Origin of the sequence: Salinarimonas rosea DSM 21201 (assembly GCF_000429045.1) — a bacterium.
Taxonomy (GTDB): domain Bacteria; phylum Pseudomonadota; class Alphaproteobacteria; order Rhizobiales; family Beijerinckiaceae; genus Salinarimonas; species Salinarimonas rosea.
Genome location: NZ_AUBC01000006.1, coordinates 35,977 through 48,029 on the forward strand (window position 1 = coordinate 35,977; position 12,053 = coordinate 48,029).

General features: G+C 71.5%; 14 protein-coding genes. 8 read left to right on the plus strand and 6 right to left on the minus strand.

From position 1 onward, the window contains the following. Positions 1–6: 6 nt before the first annotated feature. Genes G407_RS25870 through flhA form a run of 4 tightly spaced genes read right to left on the minus strand, consistent with a single transcriptional unit; the run spans position 7 to position 3,989 of the window. Positions 7–627, minus strand: a complete 621-nt coding sequence (locus G407_RS25870) for a rod-binding protein (protein WP_043539017.1) — start codon at positions 625–627, stop codon at positions 7–9. After that, positions 624–1,118 (minus strand): hypothetical protein, encoded by a 495-nt coding sequence (locus G407_RS25875; RefSeq protein ID WP_043539019.1) that lies wholly within the window; start codon positions 1,116–1,118, stop codon positions 624–626. The genes G407_RS25870 and G407_RS25875 overlap by 4 nt, the downstream gene beginning before the upstream one ends. A gap of 34 nt (positions 1,119–1,152) precedes the next feature. Continuing rightward, a complete protein-coding gene (locus tag G407_RS0105355) occupies positions 1,153–1,908 on the minus strand; it encodes a flagellar biosynthetic protein FliR (RefSeq protein WP_029029987.1) in 756 nt (251 codons plus the stop codon). After that, on the minus strand, positions 1,905–3,989 hold the full coding sequence (gene flhA, locus G407_RS0105360) for a flagellar biosynthesis protein FlhA (RefSeq protein ID WP_029029988.1): 2,085 nt from the start codon (positions 3,987–3,989) through the stop codon (positions 1,905–1,907). Before flhA ends, G407_RS0105355 begins: the two co-directional genes overlap by 4 nt. Before the next feature lie 221 nt (positions 3,990–4,210). On the opposite strand from flhA, the gene G407_RS0105365 reads away from it, so the two are divergent. From G407_RS0105365 to G407_RS0105380, 4 genes are read left to right on the plus strand one after another with little or no spacing between them, the layout of a single operon-like run. Continuing rightward, positions 4,211–4,912 carry a hypothetical protein gene (locus G407_RS0105365; protein WP_029029989.1) on the plus strand — a complete coding sequence of 234 codons (702 nt, stop codon included), beginning with the start codon at positions 4,211–4,213 and terminating at the stop codon, positions 4,910–4,912. 15 nt (positions 4,913–4,927) lie between these two features. Further along, positions 4,928–5,179, plus strand: a complete 252-nt coding sequence (locus G407_RS0105370) for a hypothetical protein (RefSeq protein WP_029029990.1) — start codon at positions 4,928–4,930, stop codon at positions 5,177–5,179. 37 nt (positions 5,180–5,216) lie between these two features. Next, positions 5,217–5,438: a hypothetical protein gene (locus tag G407_RS25880; RefSeq protein WP_043539020.1), complete on the plus strand. Its 222-nt coding sequence runs from the start codon at positions 5,217–5,219 to the stop codon at positions 5,436–5,438. Between the two features lie 8 nt (positions 5,439–5,446). After that, positions 5,447–6,793, plus strand: a complete 1,347-nt coding sequence (locus tag G407_RS0105380; protein WP_029029991.1) for a DUF1513 domain-containing protein — start codon at positions 5,447–5,449, stop codon at positions 6,791–6,793. 322 nt (positions 6,794–7,115) lie between these two features. On the opposite strand, the gene G407_RS25885 is transcribed toward G407_RS0105380, so the two are convergent. Continuing rightward, a complete protein-coding gene (locus tag G407_RS25885) occupies positions 7,116–7,442 on the minus strand; it encodes a DUF2442 domain-containing protein (protein WP_052340984.1) in 327 nt (108 codons plus the stop codon). Continuing rightward, on the minus strand, positions 7,429–7,677 hold the full coding sequence (locus G407_RS0105390; RefSeq protein WP_029029992.1) for a DUF4160 domain-containing protein: 249 nt from the start codon (positions 7,675–7,677) through the stop codon (positions 7,429–7,431). Before G407_RS0105390 ends, G407_RS25885 begins: the two co-directional genes overlap by 14 nt. A gap of 268 nt (positions 7,678–7,945) precedes the next feature. Here G407_RS0105390 and G407_RS0105395 point away from each other — a divergent pair, with 268 nt between their 5' ends. The 4 genes from G407_RS0105395 to fabD all read left to right on the plus strand — a co-directional run bounded on the left by G407_RS0105395 (position 7,946) and on the right by fabD (position 12,053). Continuing rightward, the gene (locus G407_RS0105395; RefSeq protein WP_029029993.1) at positions 7,946–8,383 is read left to right on the plus strand and encodes an Hsp20 family protein; all 438 of its coding nucleotides are present in this window, start codon (positions 7,946–7,948) and stop codon (positions 8,381–8,383) included. Between the two features lie 43 nt (positions 8,384–8,426). Then, on the plus strand, positions 8,427–8,708 hold the full coding sequence (locus G407_RS0105400) for a BQ00720 family protein (RefSeq protein ID WP_084327332.1): 282 nt from the start codon (positions 8,427–8,429) through the stop codon (positions 8,706–8,708). A gap of 308 nt (positions 8,709–9,016) precedes the next feature. Further along, on the plus strand, positions 9,017–10,942 hold the full coding sequence (gene ftsH / locus G407_RS0105405) for an ATP-dependent zinc metalloprotease FtsH (protein WP_029029995.1): 1,926 nt from the start codon (positions 9,017–9,019) through the stop codon (positions 10,940–10,942). Positions 10,943–11,087: 145 nt separating this feature from the next. Further along, entirely contained in the window at positions 11,088–12,053 is a 966-nt protein-coding gene (fabD, locus tag G407_RS0105410) for an ACP S-malonyltransferase (protein ID WP_029029996.1), read from the plus strand.

Genomic DNA, 12,053 nt, shown 5'->3' on the forward strand with positions numbered 1-12,053 from the left:
CCGGGGTCAGCTGCGGTAGAAGCCGGAGAAGTAGGGGGCGCCGCCGTCGTGCGCGGCGGCGGCGGGCTGGAGGCGGGCCTGCGCGTGCTCGGGCCAGAGCGCGGCCTTGGCGGCGTTCACCTGGCCGAGCTGCGGATGGGCCTCGGCGACGGCGGCGGCGATGCCGACGCCACCGGCGCGGGCGAGCTCGGCGCCGATCTCCTCGGCGAGGAAGCCGCGCCAGATGGAGCCGGCGGTGCCTTCGCCGAACATGGCCTCGCTCCGAGGCATCAGGGTCTCGACGACCTGGCGCAGGAACGTCGCCTCGAAGGCCTGCGCCGGCGTCTGCGGCCCGGCCGCCACGCGCGGAGCGCCCGGCAGGTCGGGCCCCGCGCCGAGGCGCGGCGTGGCGGAGGGCGCGAGCGCGGCGAGCGTCTCGCGCAGGCGCTCCGGGGAGGGAGGCGGCATCGGCACCGGCGGCGGCGCCGGCGGGCGGCCGGCTTCCGCGACCGCGGTCTCGAAGCCCTCGCCGGTCCGGCCGCGGGCGACGGCGATGTCGCGCAGCCGCTCGGTCGCGGCGGCGAGCGCGGTCGGGTCCGCCGCGCGGGCGACCTCGAGAATGATGTCGGAGGGCGGTGAGATGGTCATGGCGTGCCTCCTCCTCTCCTGGCTCGGTCCGTGACGAGGCTAGGCGCGGGCGCTTGCCCGAGGCTTGCGCCGGGGGCGCTCGTGCCGGCGCCCTCGGGATCGCGGCCCGCGAGGAAGGATTCGAGGATCGCCAGATCCTCCCTGCGGCGCCGTTCCTCCTCCACCCGCCGCGCGGCCTCCTGCTCGAGGATGCCCGCGACCTTCTCCCGCCGCGCCTCGGCGCGCACCGCCTCCCCCTGCCGCTCCGTCGCGGCCTCCAGGCTGCGCCGCTGGCGCGCGAGGCTCTCGAGCCGCCGCGCGCCGCTCTCGACGAACAGGCCCTTCAGCGGGCCGTCGGCGTTGAGCGCCGCGATGGTCCGCGCCTCCGCGTCCGCCACGGCGCGGGCGCGGCGGGTGAAGTCGGCGAGCTTCCACTCCTCCAGCTTGCGCTTCGTCTCCTGGAGCGCGCGGATGCGCACGAGTGCGGCGTGGCGGGCGCGGGCGTCGGTCATGGGGCGTCCGTCATGGAGCCATCCGTCATGGCGCTCACCCCGTCCGCAGCCAGTCGGCGAAGCCGGCGGCGAAGAGGGCGAGGTACTCGCCGACGAGGAAGTAGAACACGAACAGGCCTCCCATCAGGACCGCGGGCAGCGCGACGAAGTAGATCGGGATCTGCTGCGCGAGCTTGTTCATGACGCCGAGCGCGAAGTTCGCCAGGAAGGCGTAGATCACGAACGGCGCGGAGATGCGCAGCGCGAGCAGGAAGGCCTCGCCGATCCGGTCGGCGAGGGAGGCGAGGGAGGCGCGCGCGTCGAAGCCCGCGACCGGCGGCAGCGTCTCGTAGGAGACGGCGAGCCCGCGGAAGATCTCCCAATGCAGGTCGGCGATGAAGAACAGCGCGGTCGCCGAGAGCATCACCAGCGACCCGAGCGCGGGGATCGGCTCGATCTCGTCGACCGGCGCGCCGGGCATGGCGCCGAAGCCCACCAGCATCGTGCTCGCATGCGCGAGCGTCTGGAGGGCGAGATAGAAAATCCGGCCGATGACGCCGATCTGCGCGCCGATCAGGGTCTCGGTGACGATCAGCGCCAGCACGCCCGCCTGCGAGGCGGAGGCGACCACGGGCAGGAGGCCCGGCACCACGATCGGCGCCATGGCGAGCGTCGCACCGATGACGATGAACAGCCGCACCTGCGGCGGCACGCGCAGCGAGGAGAAGCCGGGCATCAGCATCAGGCACGCCCCGATCCGGCAGAAGACCAGGAAGGTCGCGAGGATCAGGTCCGGCGCGAGCAGGCTCACCCCACCGTCCCCAGGCTCTCGATGTCGACTCCGCGGGGGATCTCGACGTGGGAGAGCACCGGCAGCGTCGGGAACAGCCGCTCGATCACCATGCGCACGTAGGGCCGCGCGTCGGGCGCCGTCACGATGGCGAAGGGCTTGCCCTGCTCCAGCCGCTGCTTGATCGCGGCGGATGCGGCCTGGCCGAACTCCTCGAGCAGGCGCGGGTCGATGTCGAACTCCGCCGGCTCGCCCTTGGCGTCGCGCTTCACCGACTGGTGGAAGGCGAGGTCCCAGCGGTTGCCGAGCCGCAGCACCCGCAGGGATCCGCCCTCGGTGAGGTCGCCGCAGATCTGCTGGGCCATGCGCATGCGCACGTGCTCCACCACCTGCTCGGAACGGCGCACGTGCGGCGCGATCTCGGCGACCGCCTCGAGCACGAGGTTGAGGTTGCGGATCGAGACGCGCTCGGCGAGCAGCAGCTTGAGCACGCCCTGAAGGCCCGAGTACGAGATCTGCGAGGGCACGATGTCGTCGACGAGGCGCTTGTACTCGGGATCGAGCCGGTCGATCAGCGCGCGCATGTCCTTGTAGGACAGGAGCTGCGGCAGGTTGTTGCGGATCACCTCGGAGAGATGGGTGAGGAGCACCGAGAGGTTGTCGATCGGCGTGAAGCCCTCGCGCTTGGCCTCCGCGGCGTAGCTCTCGGCGATCCACATCGCAGGCATGCCGAAGGCAGGCTCGCGGGCCTCGTCGCCCGGCACGTCGGGCTTCGCCTGGCTCGTGATGACCATGACCTCGCCGATGCGCAGCTCGCTCGTCGCGATCGGCGTGCCGTGGATGCGGATCTCGTAGGTCTTGCGCGGCAGCGTCAGCGAATCCGAGAGCTTGATCTCCGGCACCACGAAGCCGTACTGGCGCGCGAACTTGCGGCGCATCTTCGAGACGCGGTGGGCGAGCTCGCCGTGGGCGGTCAGGAGCTCGGCGGACAGCTGCTTGCCGAGCACGAGCTCGATCTCGGGCGTGCGCAGCTCCTCCTTGACCGAGTCGCGGCTCTCCTCCTCGACCCGCGCCTCCTCCTCCACCCGCAGCATCTCGCGCTGCGCCTCCGCCTCCGCGAGCTTGCGCGGGATCGCCCAGGCGGCGAAGGCGAGGACGCCGGCGAGTGTCGCGAGCGGGAGGAACGGCAGGCCGGGGGTGAGCGCGAGCAGCAGCATGACGCCGCCGGCCATCAGCAGCGCGCGCGGATAGCCGGAGAGCTGCGTCGTCACCGTCTCCTCGGCGGAGCCGCGGGTGCCGCCCTTCGAGACGAGCAGGCCCGCCGCGAGCGAGACGATCAGCGCGGGGATCTGCGTGACGAGCCCGTCGCCCACCGACAGCTTGACGAAGACGTCGGCGGCGTCGGCGAGCTCCATGCCGTGGCGGGTCGTGCCGATGACGATGCCGCCGAGCATGTTGATCGCGGTGATGATCAGCCCGGCGATGGCGTCGCCGCGCACGAACTTGGAGGCGCCGTCCATGGCGCCGAAGAAGGACGATTCCTCCTCGAGCTCGCGCCGGCGGCGCTGCGCCTCCTTGTCGTCGATGAGCCCCGCCGAGAGGTCGGCGTCGATCGCCATCTGCTTGCCGGGGATGGCGTCGAGCGTGAAGCGCGCACCGACCTCGGCGATGCGGGTCGCGCCCTTGGTGATGACGATGAAGTTCACCGTCACCAGGATCGCGAAGATGATCAGCCCGATGACGAAGTCGCCCGACATCACCAGCCGCGAGAAGCCGTCGATGATCATGCCGGCCGCGTCGCCGCCCTGGTCGCCCTCCGAGAGGATCATGCGCGTCGTCGCGATGTTGAGCGCGAGCCGCAGCATGGTGGCGATGAGGAGCACGGTGGGAAAGGCGGAGAAGTCGAGCGGCTTCTGGATCCACAGCGCCACCATGAGGATGAGCACGGACAGCGCGATCGACAGCGCGAGCCCGGCATCGATCAGGAAGGCGGGGATCGGCAGGAACAGGATCGTCAGGATGACGACGATGCCCAGTGCGAAACCGATATCGCGCAGTCCCCGCGTCTGCGCCGCCCCTGCGGCCGCGATCGCCTTCGCCATGTCCGCTACGCCCCCGTGATGCGTGATCCGTCATGCACGATGGCGGCGGGAGCTTGCGCGAGGGTGGCGGGGCGGCGGGCGGCTCGCATTCCTATGAATGCAAATGTCCGAATGTGAATTCGTGCACGCGTCGATTTGATCGGAATCAAGTTGCCGCTTCTGCCGCTGCGGCATCCTGCGCCTACACGAAGTCGTCACCAACAGATCGGGGGCAGGGGACCATGGCGGAGTACGTCGCCAAGCGTTCCGGGCGTGCGTTCGGGTATCGGCTCGGCTCCGCGGTCGTCGGTGCCGCGTCCTTCGGCCTGATCGCCGCACCTTTACTGCCGCTCCCCTACCTCACGGCGGCGATCGCGTTGGCCTTCCTCTACGGCTTCTTCTTTCTCGGCGGGGCCGGATACAGGATCCTGATCGCGCTCGCGCGGCGCGACGCGCGGGCGCAGGCGCCGGTGTCCTGGACCGGCGGCGCCGCGGCCTCCGCCCTCGCGGCGGCCGCGGCGGGGGCGATGCTGGCGCTCGCCGGCGCGGACGGCGGGCTCCTCCTCGCCGCCTACGCGGTCGGCGCGAACGTCTCCTACGTTTTCGCCAAGCTCGGCTGCCTGGAGGCGGGCTGCTGCGCGGCGGCGCGCCCGCTGCCGCTCCTCGGCGGGCGCGACCTGCGCGCGGCCGAGCTCGCCGCGACGCTGGCGGTCCTGGCGCTCGCCGGCGCGGCGCTCGCCGCGGGCCTGCCGGCCGTCGCCGCGCTCGCGGGCGTCGGCGGGCACCTCGTCGTGCGGATCGTCTCGCGGTCGGCGCGCGATCGCCGCCCGCGCGGCGTCCTCACGCTCTCGGGCACGGGACAGGAGCTGATCCCGCTCCTCGTCGTGCTCGGGGTCGCCACCGGTCTCGCGCTCCAGGGCGCGGGACCAGCCGTCATCGACTGAAGGGAAAGGGGCACCATGGACACGAAGAACGACATGGGGACCGAGACGCCGGACCGCTCGCGCCTCGCGCTGCTCGGCGCGCTGAGCGCGGCCGCCGCCGGCGGGGGCTGCGCGACCATCGAGGGTGGCGCGCAGGCGGTGGGCAGCCAGGCGATCCGGCGCGCCCAGGAGCGGGACGCCGCCCGACGGGCCGCGGAGGATCCGCGCCTGCGCACGCCGGGCAGCGACGGCGACGGTGGTGGTGGTGGTGGCGGCGGATCGCACTGACGCGACGCGCGCCCGCGAGATGTACAGGAGAGAAGCCATGAACGAGACCGAAGACCAGCGCGACGAGGCGCCCGATCGCACCCGCCTCCAGCTCCTCGGCGCCCTGACCGCCGGGGCGGCCGCCGGCGCCTGCACGCCCGTCGGCCGCAGCGACGCCCCCGTCGTGCGGAACGACCCGCGCTTCACCCCGATCGAGCCCGGGGGCGGCGAGGGGGGCGACAGCGGCGGCGGTGGTGGCGGCGGCGGCGGATCGCATTGAGGGCCGCCATGGAAAGGGCCACCCTGGATCGGCGCGCTTTCCTGCGGACGGCGGCGGGGCTCGGCCTCGCCGCCGGGCTCGGCGGCTGCGCGACTGGGGGCGAGGCGGCGCTCCCCTCCCCGGCGGAGCGGCGGGTGCCTGGCGACCTCGCCGACGCGGCCGTCTACGTGCCCGGCTACGAGCCGGGCGCGGGGACGGCGAACGGCGTGCCGCTGGTCGCCAACCGGCGGATCGCCCGGGCGATCCGCGACACGGGCAAGCCCTACCGGCTGCTCTCGCGCATCGGCCTGGACGGCAGCGTGCGCCAGGCGCTCCTGCCCGCGCACGCCCACGACGTCGCCATCGCGCCCGACCGCAGCGTCGGCGTGCTGTGCGGCTTCGAGGCCGCCGACCAGGTCGCCTTCGACCCGCTCACCCTCGATCTCGTGGCGAGCGCGCCGGCGTTCGGCGAGGGCTGGCGCGGCGGCGGGCACGCGGTCTATCTCGAAGGCGGCGCGCGCGTGCTGATCTCCGAGCGCGCCCCGCGCCGCGCCCGCGACGGCGGCCCGATCGACGCCCATTTCGGGCGCATCACCATTCGCGACGCCGACACGCTGCGGGTGCGCGAGAGCTATTCCACCCACGGCATCGACCCGCACGAGATCGTCCTGGTCGAGGGCGGGCGCTACCTCGTCGCGGCGAATTACGGCTCGCTCCCGCGCGACGGCGAGCGCTCGCTCGCCGTGCCGCGCCACGTCGTGGAGGCGAGCGTCACCGTCATCGACATGGCCGACGGGCGCCTGCTCGACAAGCGGGTGACGAGCACGCGCGACCTCGAGGTGCGCCACCTCGCCGCCGGGGGGCTGGAGCGCATCTTCGCCATCCAGGCGCGGCTCGGCAGCGAGGCCGACCTCGCACGCGTGACGGCGCGCGACCCGCTCGCCGAGGGCGTCGACATCACCAGCGAGCCGGGCATCGCCTACCTGCCGGCTCCGACCCTGAAGCTCGCCCGCGGTGGGCGGCCGGGCGCGATGACGGCGGCGGCGATGGGCTCGCCTGCGGACGGCGTGCTGATGCGCCACGGGCTCTCGATCGTCTACGATCCCGTCCACGACCAGGCGATCGCGACCTTCCCCAGCGCCCACGCCGTGATGGCCTTCGACGGGGCGTCGGGCGAGACCGTCTCCCGGCTCGACGGGCGCGGCGTCGGCCTGCGCTTTCCCTGCGGCATCACCTTCCTGCCGGACGGCGTCCACTACGCCGTGACCGGCTATTGGGAGAACCTCTACGTCTTCGAGCGCGGCAGCCACCGGCTGGTGCGTGACCTGTGCCTCTACCCCACCTTCCTCGGCCACAGCCACGTGACGGCGGCGTGAGCGGGACGCCGGCTCAGGGGCCGAGATGAGGAGCGAGTGAGAATGGAGCGTGGCGTAGAAGCAAAGCACGAGCCCGTTTCGTTGTGGGGCCGCCCCGATTGTGCGCAGGACTTTGTCATGCCTTTGGCTGGGTTCTATTATATTCAGGAGGTATAATCTGGTATAATATTACTTGGATATTTACAAATATATATGCTGATTGTGTTGGCCGATGAGCATTCTAGTGTTGAGTTCATTCAGTCGCAGCGCCCGCCGCGTGGACGTGGCATGAAGACCGAATCCATTACACCGATGATTGCTCCAAGCATGACAGCTTCAGCTGTCAATAGTGTCGTGCCGCATCTTCCGCCCCTGCGCGCTCGGGTGGGAAGCGCTCCCGCATCACCGCGAGCGAGACGCCTTCGTCCAGCCGCGGCCAGAACAGGACGAGGCCGGCGCCCGATATCTCGATGTCCGCGAGGTCCCCGGGCACTGCATCTCTCAGCGCGCGGGTGCTCGCAGGGTCGATGCGCATGACCGCGCCGGTGCTGAGCGTCACGACGACGCATTGCCCGACCGGATCGTAGGTCGCGCGGACGGCGTACCCCGCGGTGCGCTGCTCCTCGCCCCACCGCGTCGCCGCCGCATAGTCCTCGTCAGAGATCGCCATGGATGCTCTCCCAATCCCGGCACAGCTCGGGGACCCGACTCGCGAGTGCCCCGACGATGCGCTCCAGCCGACGCTTCGGCATGCGTGCCAGTCCCCTCACGAGCGGCGGCCCGTCAGGGCAGTTCAAGACGATGACGGCGTAGTCTTCCGCCCGGAAGACGTGAACGTGGGCCGGCGCATGGTCTTCAGTATGGATCATCACCCGCATCCCATCCAGTCGCATCACGGTCGGCATTGCTCCTCCAGGACGTCCCGGCACCGCTTCGCCGCGCGGGAAATGCGATGCGACCGTAGGCTGCTGTTGCTTCTGACTAGCACGCATTATGACGTGAAACAAGCATCGCAGTCTCAAAAGGCGATATGATAGTTCATTAGCGACAGATGACCTCGCGTCCCTCGAGCCCCACGTCTCTTGACCCCCACTCCCACCCGTCCCATCTTCCTCCCCGAGGGCCGCGCCCCGGCGGGCCCCACCCAGAAGTGCCTCACCAAGGGCTTCGACCATGTCGCGTCAGTCGCCGTTCGCCCATCCGTTCCTGCTCGGCTTCGACGAGATCGAGCAGGCGCTCGATCGCGTCGCGAAGGCGGCGGGGGACGGGTATCCGCCCTACAACATCGAGCGGCTCCCGCGCACCGCGCAGGAGCCCGAGAAGCTGCGGATCACGCTGGCGGTGGCGGGGTTCACCCGCGACCAGCTCGAGGTCACCCTCGAGGAGAGCCAGCTCGTCATCCGCGGCAAGCAGACGGACGACAAGACGCGTCACTACCTCCATCGCGGCATCGCCGCCCGCCAGTTCCAGCGCTCCTTCCTCCTCGCCGACGGCATGGAGGTGGTCGGCGCCGACCTGACGAACGGCCTGCTCTCGATCGACCTCGTCCGCCCGGAGCCGGAGCGGGTGATCCGCAAGATCGACATCGCGCTGAAGGCATCCAAGGGCTGAACGCCCGCACAGCACCGCACCGCTCGAAGGAGGGCGCGAGACCATGACCACCACGACCCACATCCTCCCCGACCCGATCCAGGCCGACGAGATCCAGGCGCCCGAGGCGCTCGCCGCCCTCGGCGAGGGCGAGATGGCCTACGTCCGGCCGATGACCTCCGAAGAGGTCGCCAAGCTGTTTCCGCAGGCGCCGCAGCTCCAGCCCGGGCTCGCGCTGTTCGCGCTGCTGTCGGCGAGCGGTGCGCCGATCCTGCTCACCGGCTCGCGCGAGGCCGCCGTCGCCAATGCCCGCGCCAACCAGCTCGACGCGGTGAGCGTGCACTGACCGCACGCCCGTCCGCGACCCGCCGCGTCCACGCACCCACGGCGAGCCCGCCCGCTCGCCGTGGGCGCCGGCGCAGGAACGGGACGCGAACGGCGCGTGCATCCCGCGTCCCGGCAGCGTTCGCGATCGCACAATTGCCGCAGCAGTGCCCCGCGACCGCCCCTTCCACTTGGCACGACCGCCGCGCGCACCTAGATTGAACCTGGCGAACGCCTCCTGTCGGGCGTGCGTTCGCGTCCCGTTCGAGCAGCGACCTCCTCGCGCGGTGACCCCAGGGACGCCCTCTGCCCGGCGACGAACGGACCGCGATGAACCCGAACTTCAGAAACTTCGCCCTGTGGGTCATCATCTTCCTGCTGGTGCTCGCGCTCGTGACGCTGTTCCAGTCGCCGAGCCAGCGCATGCAGGGCCGAGAGATCGCCTACAGCCAGCTGCTGTCGGCGGCGGAGTCCGGGCGCGTCTCGTCCGTCACCATCGCGGGCCGCGAGATCACCGGCATCTACCAGGACGGCACCGCCTTCTCGACCTACGCGCCGGAGGACGCGAGCCTCGTCCCGACGCTGCAGCAGAACGGCGTGCAGATCAACGCGCAGCCGCCGCAGGATTCGACGCCGTGGCTGCTGGCGCTGCTGATCAACTGGCTGCCGATCCTGATCTTCATCGGCGCCTGGATCTTCCTGTCCCGCCAGATGCAGTCCGGCGCGGGGCGCGCCATGGGCTTCGGCAAGTCGAAGGCCAAGCTCCTCACCGAGGCGCACGGCAAGGTGACGTTCGACGACGTCGCCGGCATCGACGAGGCCAAGGAGGATCTGCAGGAGATCGTCGAGTTCCTGCGCGATCCGCAGAAGTTCCAGCGGCTGGGCGGGCGCATCCCGCGCGGCGTGCTGCTCGTCGGCCCTCCCGGTACCGGCAAGACGCTCACCGCCCGCGCCGTGGCGGGCGAGGCCAACGTGCCGTTCTTCACGATCTCGGGCTCGGACTTCGTCGAGATGTTCGTCGGCGTCGGCGCGAGCCGCGTGCGCGACATGTTCGAGCAGGCCAAGAAGAACTCGCCGTGCATCATCTTCATCGACGAGATCGACGCGGTCGGCCGTCACCGCGGTGCGGGTCTCGGCGGCGGCAACGACGAGCGCGAGCAGACGCTGAACCAGCTGCTGGTCGAGATGGACGGCTTCGAGGCGAACGAGGGCGTGATCATCATCGCCGCCACCAACCGGCCGGACGTGCTCGATCCCGCGCTGCTGCGGCCGGGTCGCTTCGACCGCCAGATCGTGGTGCCCAATCCCGACGTGACGGGCCGCGAGAAGATCCTGCGGGTGCACGTGCGCAAGGTTCCCCTCGCGCCGGACGTCGACACCAAGGTGATCGCGCGCGGCACGCCCGGCTTCTCGGGCGCGGACCTGATGAACCTCGTCAACGAGGCGGCACTGCTGGCGGCGCGGCGCGGCAAGCGCATCGTCACGATGCAGGAGTTCGAGGACGCCAAGGACAAGGTGATGATGGGCGCCGAGCGGCGCACCCTCGTCATGACCGAGGACGAGAAGAAGCTGACCGCCTATCACGAGGCCGGCCACGCCATCGTCGCGCTCAGCGTTCCCGCCACCGATCCGGTGCACAAGGCGACGATCATCCCGCGCGGGCGCGCGCTCGGCATGGTCATGCAGCTGCCCGAGCGCGACAAGCTGTCGATGTCCTTCGAGCAGATGACCTCGCGCCTCGCCATCATGATGGGCGGGCGCGTCGCCGAGGAGATCACCTTCGGCCGCGACAAGGTGACGTCCGGCGCGCAGTCCGACATCGACCAGGCGACCCGGCTCGCCAAGATGATGGTGACGCGCTGGGGCTTCTCCGAGGAGCTCGGCACGGTCTCGTACGGTGACAACAACGACGATCCGTTCGTCGGCATGCAGATGGGCCGCCAGAACCACGTCTCCGAGGAGACGGCGCAGAAGATCGACGCCGAGGTGCGCCGCTTCGTCGAGGAGGGCCTGCGCGAGGCCCGGCGTATCCTCACCGAGAAGCACGATCAGCTGGAGCTGCTCGCCAAGGGCCTGCTCGAGTACGAGACGCTGACCGGCCAGGAGATCCGCGACCTGATCGCGGGCAAGCGCCCGAGCCGCGACGTCACCGAGCCGCCGGCCCCCGTGCGCGGGGTCACCGTGCCCGTCGCCGGCAAGCCCCGCCCGCCGCGCGACGAGCCCGGCCCCGGGCTGGAGCCGCAGCCGCAGGGCTGACGGACCATGGATCTCGCGAACGCCCGTCGAGCCGCTCGGCGGGCGTTCTCGCCTCGGGTGACGCGTCCGCTCGCTTGACACGTCCGTCGCCCTTTGCGAAGGGCGCAGCGCATCCGCACCGGCCGTCGTTCCCCAAGGAGGCTCCATGCCCGACCCGACCCCGAGCCGTGCTCTCGTGTTCCCCGGCCAGGGCAGCCAGGCCGTGGGCATGGGCAAGGCGCTCCGCGACGCGTATCCCCAGGCCCGCGACGTGTTCGACGAGGTCGATGCCGCGCTCTCGCAGAAGCTCTCGACGCTGATGTTCGAGGGACCGATCGAGACGCTCACCCTCACGGCGAACGCCCAGCCGGCGCTGATGGCGACGAGCCTCGCGGCGCTGCGCGTGCTCGAGGCGGAAGCGGGGCTCGACGTCTCCCGCGACGTCGCCTTTCTGGCGGGGCACTCCTTGGGCGAGTACTCCGCGCTCGCCGCCGCCGGCGCGCTCTCCGTCGCCGACACCGCGCGCCTCCTGCGCATCCGCGGCGATGCCATGCAGGCCGCCGTCCCCGTGGGCGAGGGCGCCATGGCGGCGCTGATCGGCGTGGAGATCGACCAGGCGCGCGAAATCGCCGCCGAGGCCGCGCAGGGCCAGGTCTGCGACGTCGCCAACGACAATGGCGGCGGCCAGGTCGTCGTCTCCGGCCACAAGCCCGCGGTGGAGCGCGCCCTCGCGCTCGCCCAGGGGCGCGGCGTCAAGCGCGCGGTCATGCTGCCGGTCTCCGCCCCCTTCCATTGCGCGCTGATGGCGCCCGCGGCCGAGGCGATGCGCGCCGCGCTCGCCGAGGCCTCCGTCAGCGCGCCCCGCGCGCCCGTCGTCGCCAACATCGCGGCCGCGCCGGTCTCCGAGCCGCAGGCGATCCGCGACGCGCTCGTGGCGCAGGTGACGGGCACCGTGCGCTGGCGCGAATCGGTCGCGTTCATGGCCGGCGCGGGCGTCGGCAGCTTCGTCGAGGTCGGCGTGGGGCGGGTCCTGTCGGGCCTCGTCAAGCGCATCGCACCGGCGGCGCAGACCCGCAGCGTGGGCGTGCCGGACGACGTCGCGGCCTTCGCCGCCGACCTCAAGCAGGGATGA

Excerpts from the sequence above, each read along its gene's own strand:
- G407_RS25870 (WP_043539017.1), bottom strand. The coding sequence starts at position 627 with ATGACCATCTCACCGCCCTCCGACATCATTCTCGAGGTCGCCCGCGCG.
- G407_RS25875 (WP_043539019.1), bottom strand. The coding sequence starts at position 1,118 with ATGACCGACGCCCGCGCCCGCCACGCCGCACTCGTGCGCATCCGCGCG.
- flhA (WP_029029988.1), bottom strand. The coding sequence starts at position 3,989 with ATGGCGAAGGCGATCGCGGCCGCAGGGGCGGCGCAGACGCGGGGACTG.
- G407_RS0105365 (WP_029029989.1), top strand. The coding sequence starts at position 4,211 with ATGGCGGAGTACGTCGCCAAGCGTTCCGGGCGTGCGTTCGGGTATCGG.
- G407_RS0105370 (WP_029029990.1), top strand. The coding sequence starts at position 4,928 with ATGGACACGAAGAACGACATGGGGACCGAGACGCCGGACCGCTCGCGC.
- G407_RS25880 (WP_043539020.1), top strand. The coding sequence starts at position 5,217 with ATGAACGAGACCGAAGACCAGCGCGACGAGGCGCCCGATCGCACCCGC.
- G407_RS0105380 (WP_029029991.1), top strand. The coding sequence starts at position 5,447 with ATGGAAAGGGCCACCCTGGATCGGCGCGCTTTCCTGCGGACGGCGGCG.
- G407_RS25885 (WP_052340984.1), bottom strand. The coding sequence starts at position 7,442 with ATGGCGATCTCTGACGAGGACTATGCGGCGGCGACGCGGTGGGGCGAG.
- G407_RS0105390 (WP_029029992.1), bottom strand. The coding sequence starts at position 7,677 with ATGCCGACCGTGATGCGACTGGATGGGATGCGGGTGATGATCCATACT.
- G407_RS0105395 (WP_029029993.1), top strand. The coding sequence starts at position 7,946 with ATGTCGCGTCAGTCGCCGTTCGCCCATCCGTTCCTGCTCGGCTTCGAC.
- G407_RS0105400 (WP_084327332.1), top strand. The coding sequence starts at position 8,427 with ATGACCACCACGACCCACATCCTCCCCGACCCGATCCAGGCCGACGAG.
- ftsH (WP_029029995.1), top strand. The coding sequence starts at position 9,017 with ATGAACCCGAACTTCAGAAACTTCGCCCTGTGGGTCATCATCTTCCTG.
- fabD (WP_029029996.1), top strand. The coding sequence starts at position 11,088 with ATGCCCGACCCGACCCCGAGCCGTGCTCTCGTGTTCCCCGGCCAGGGC.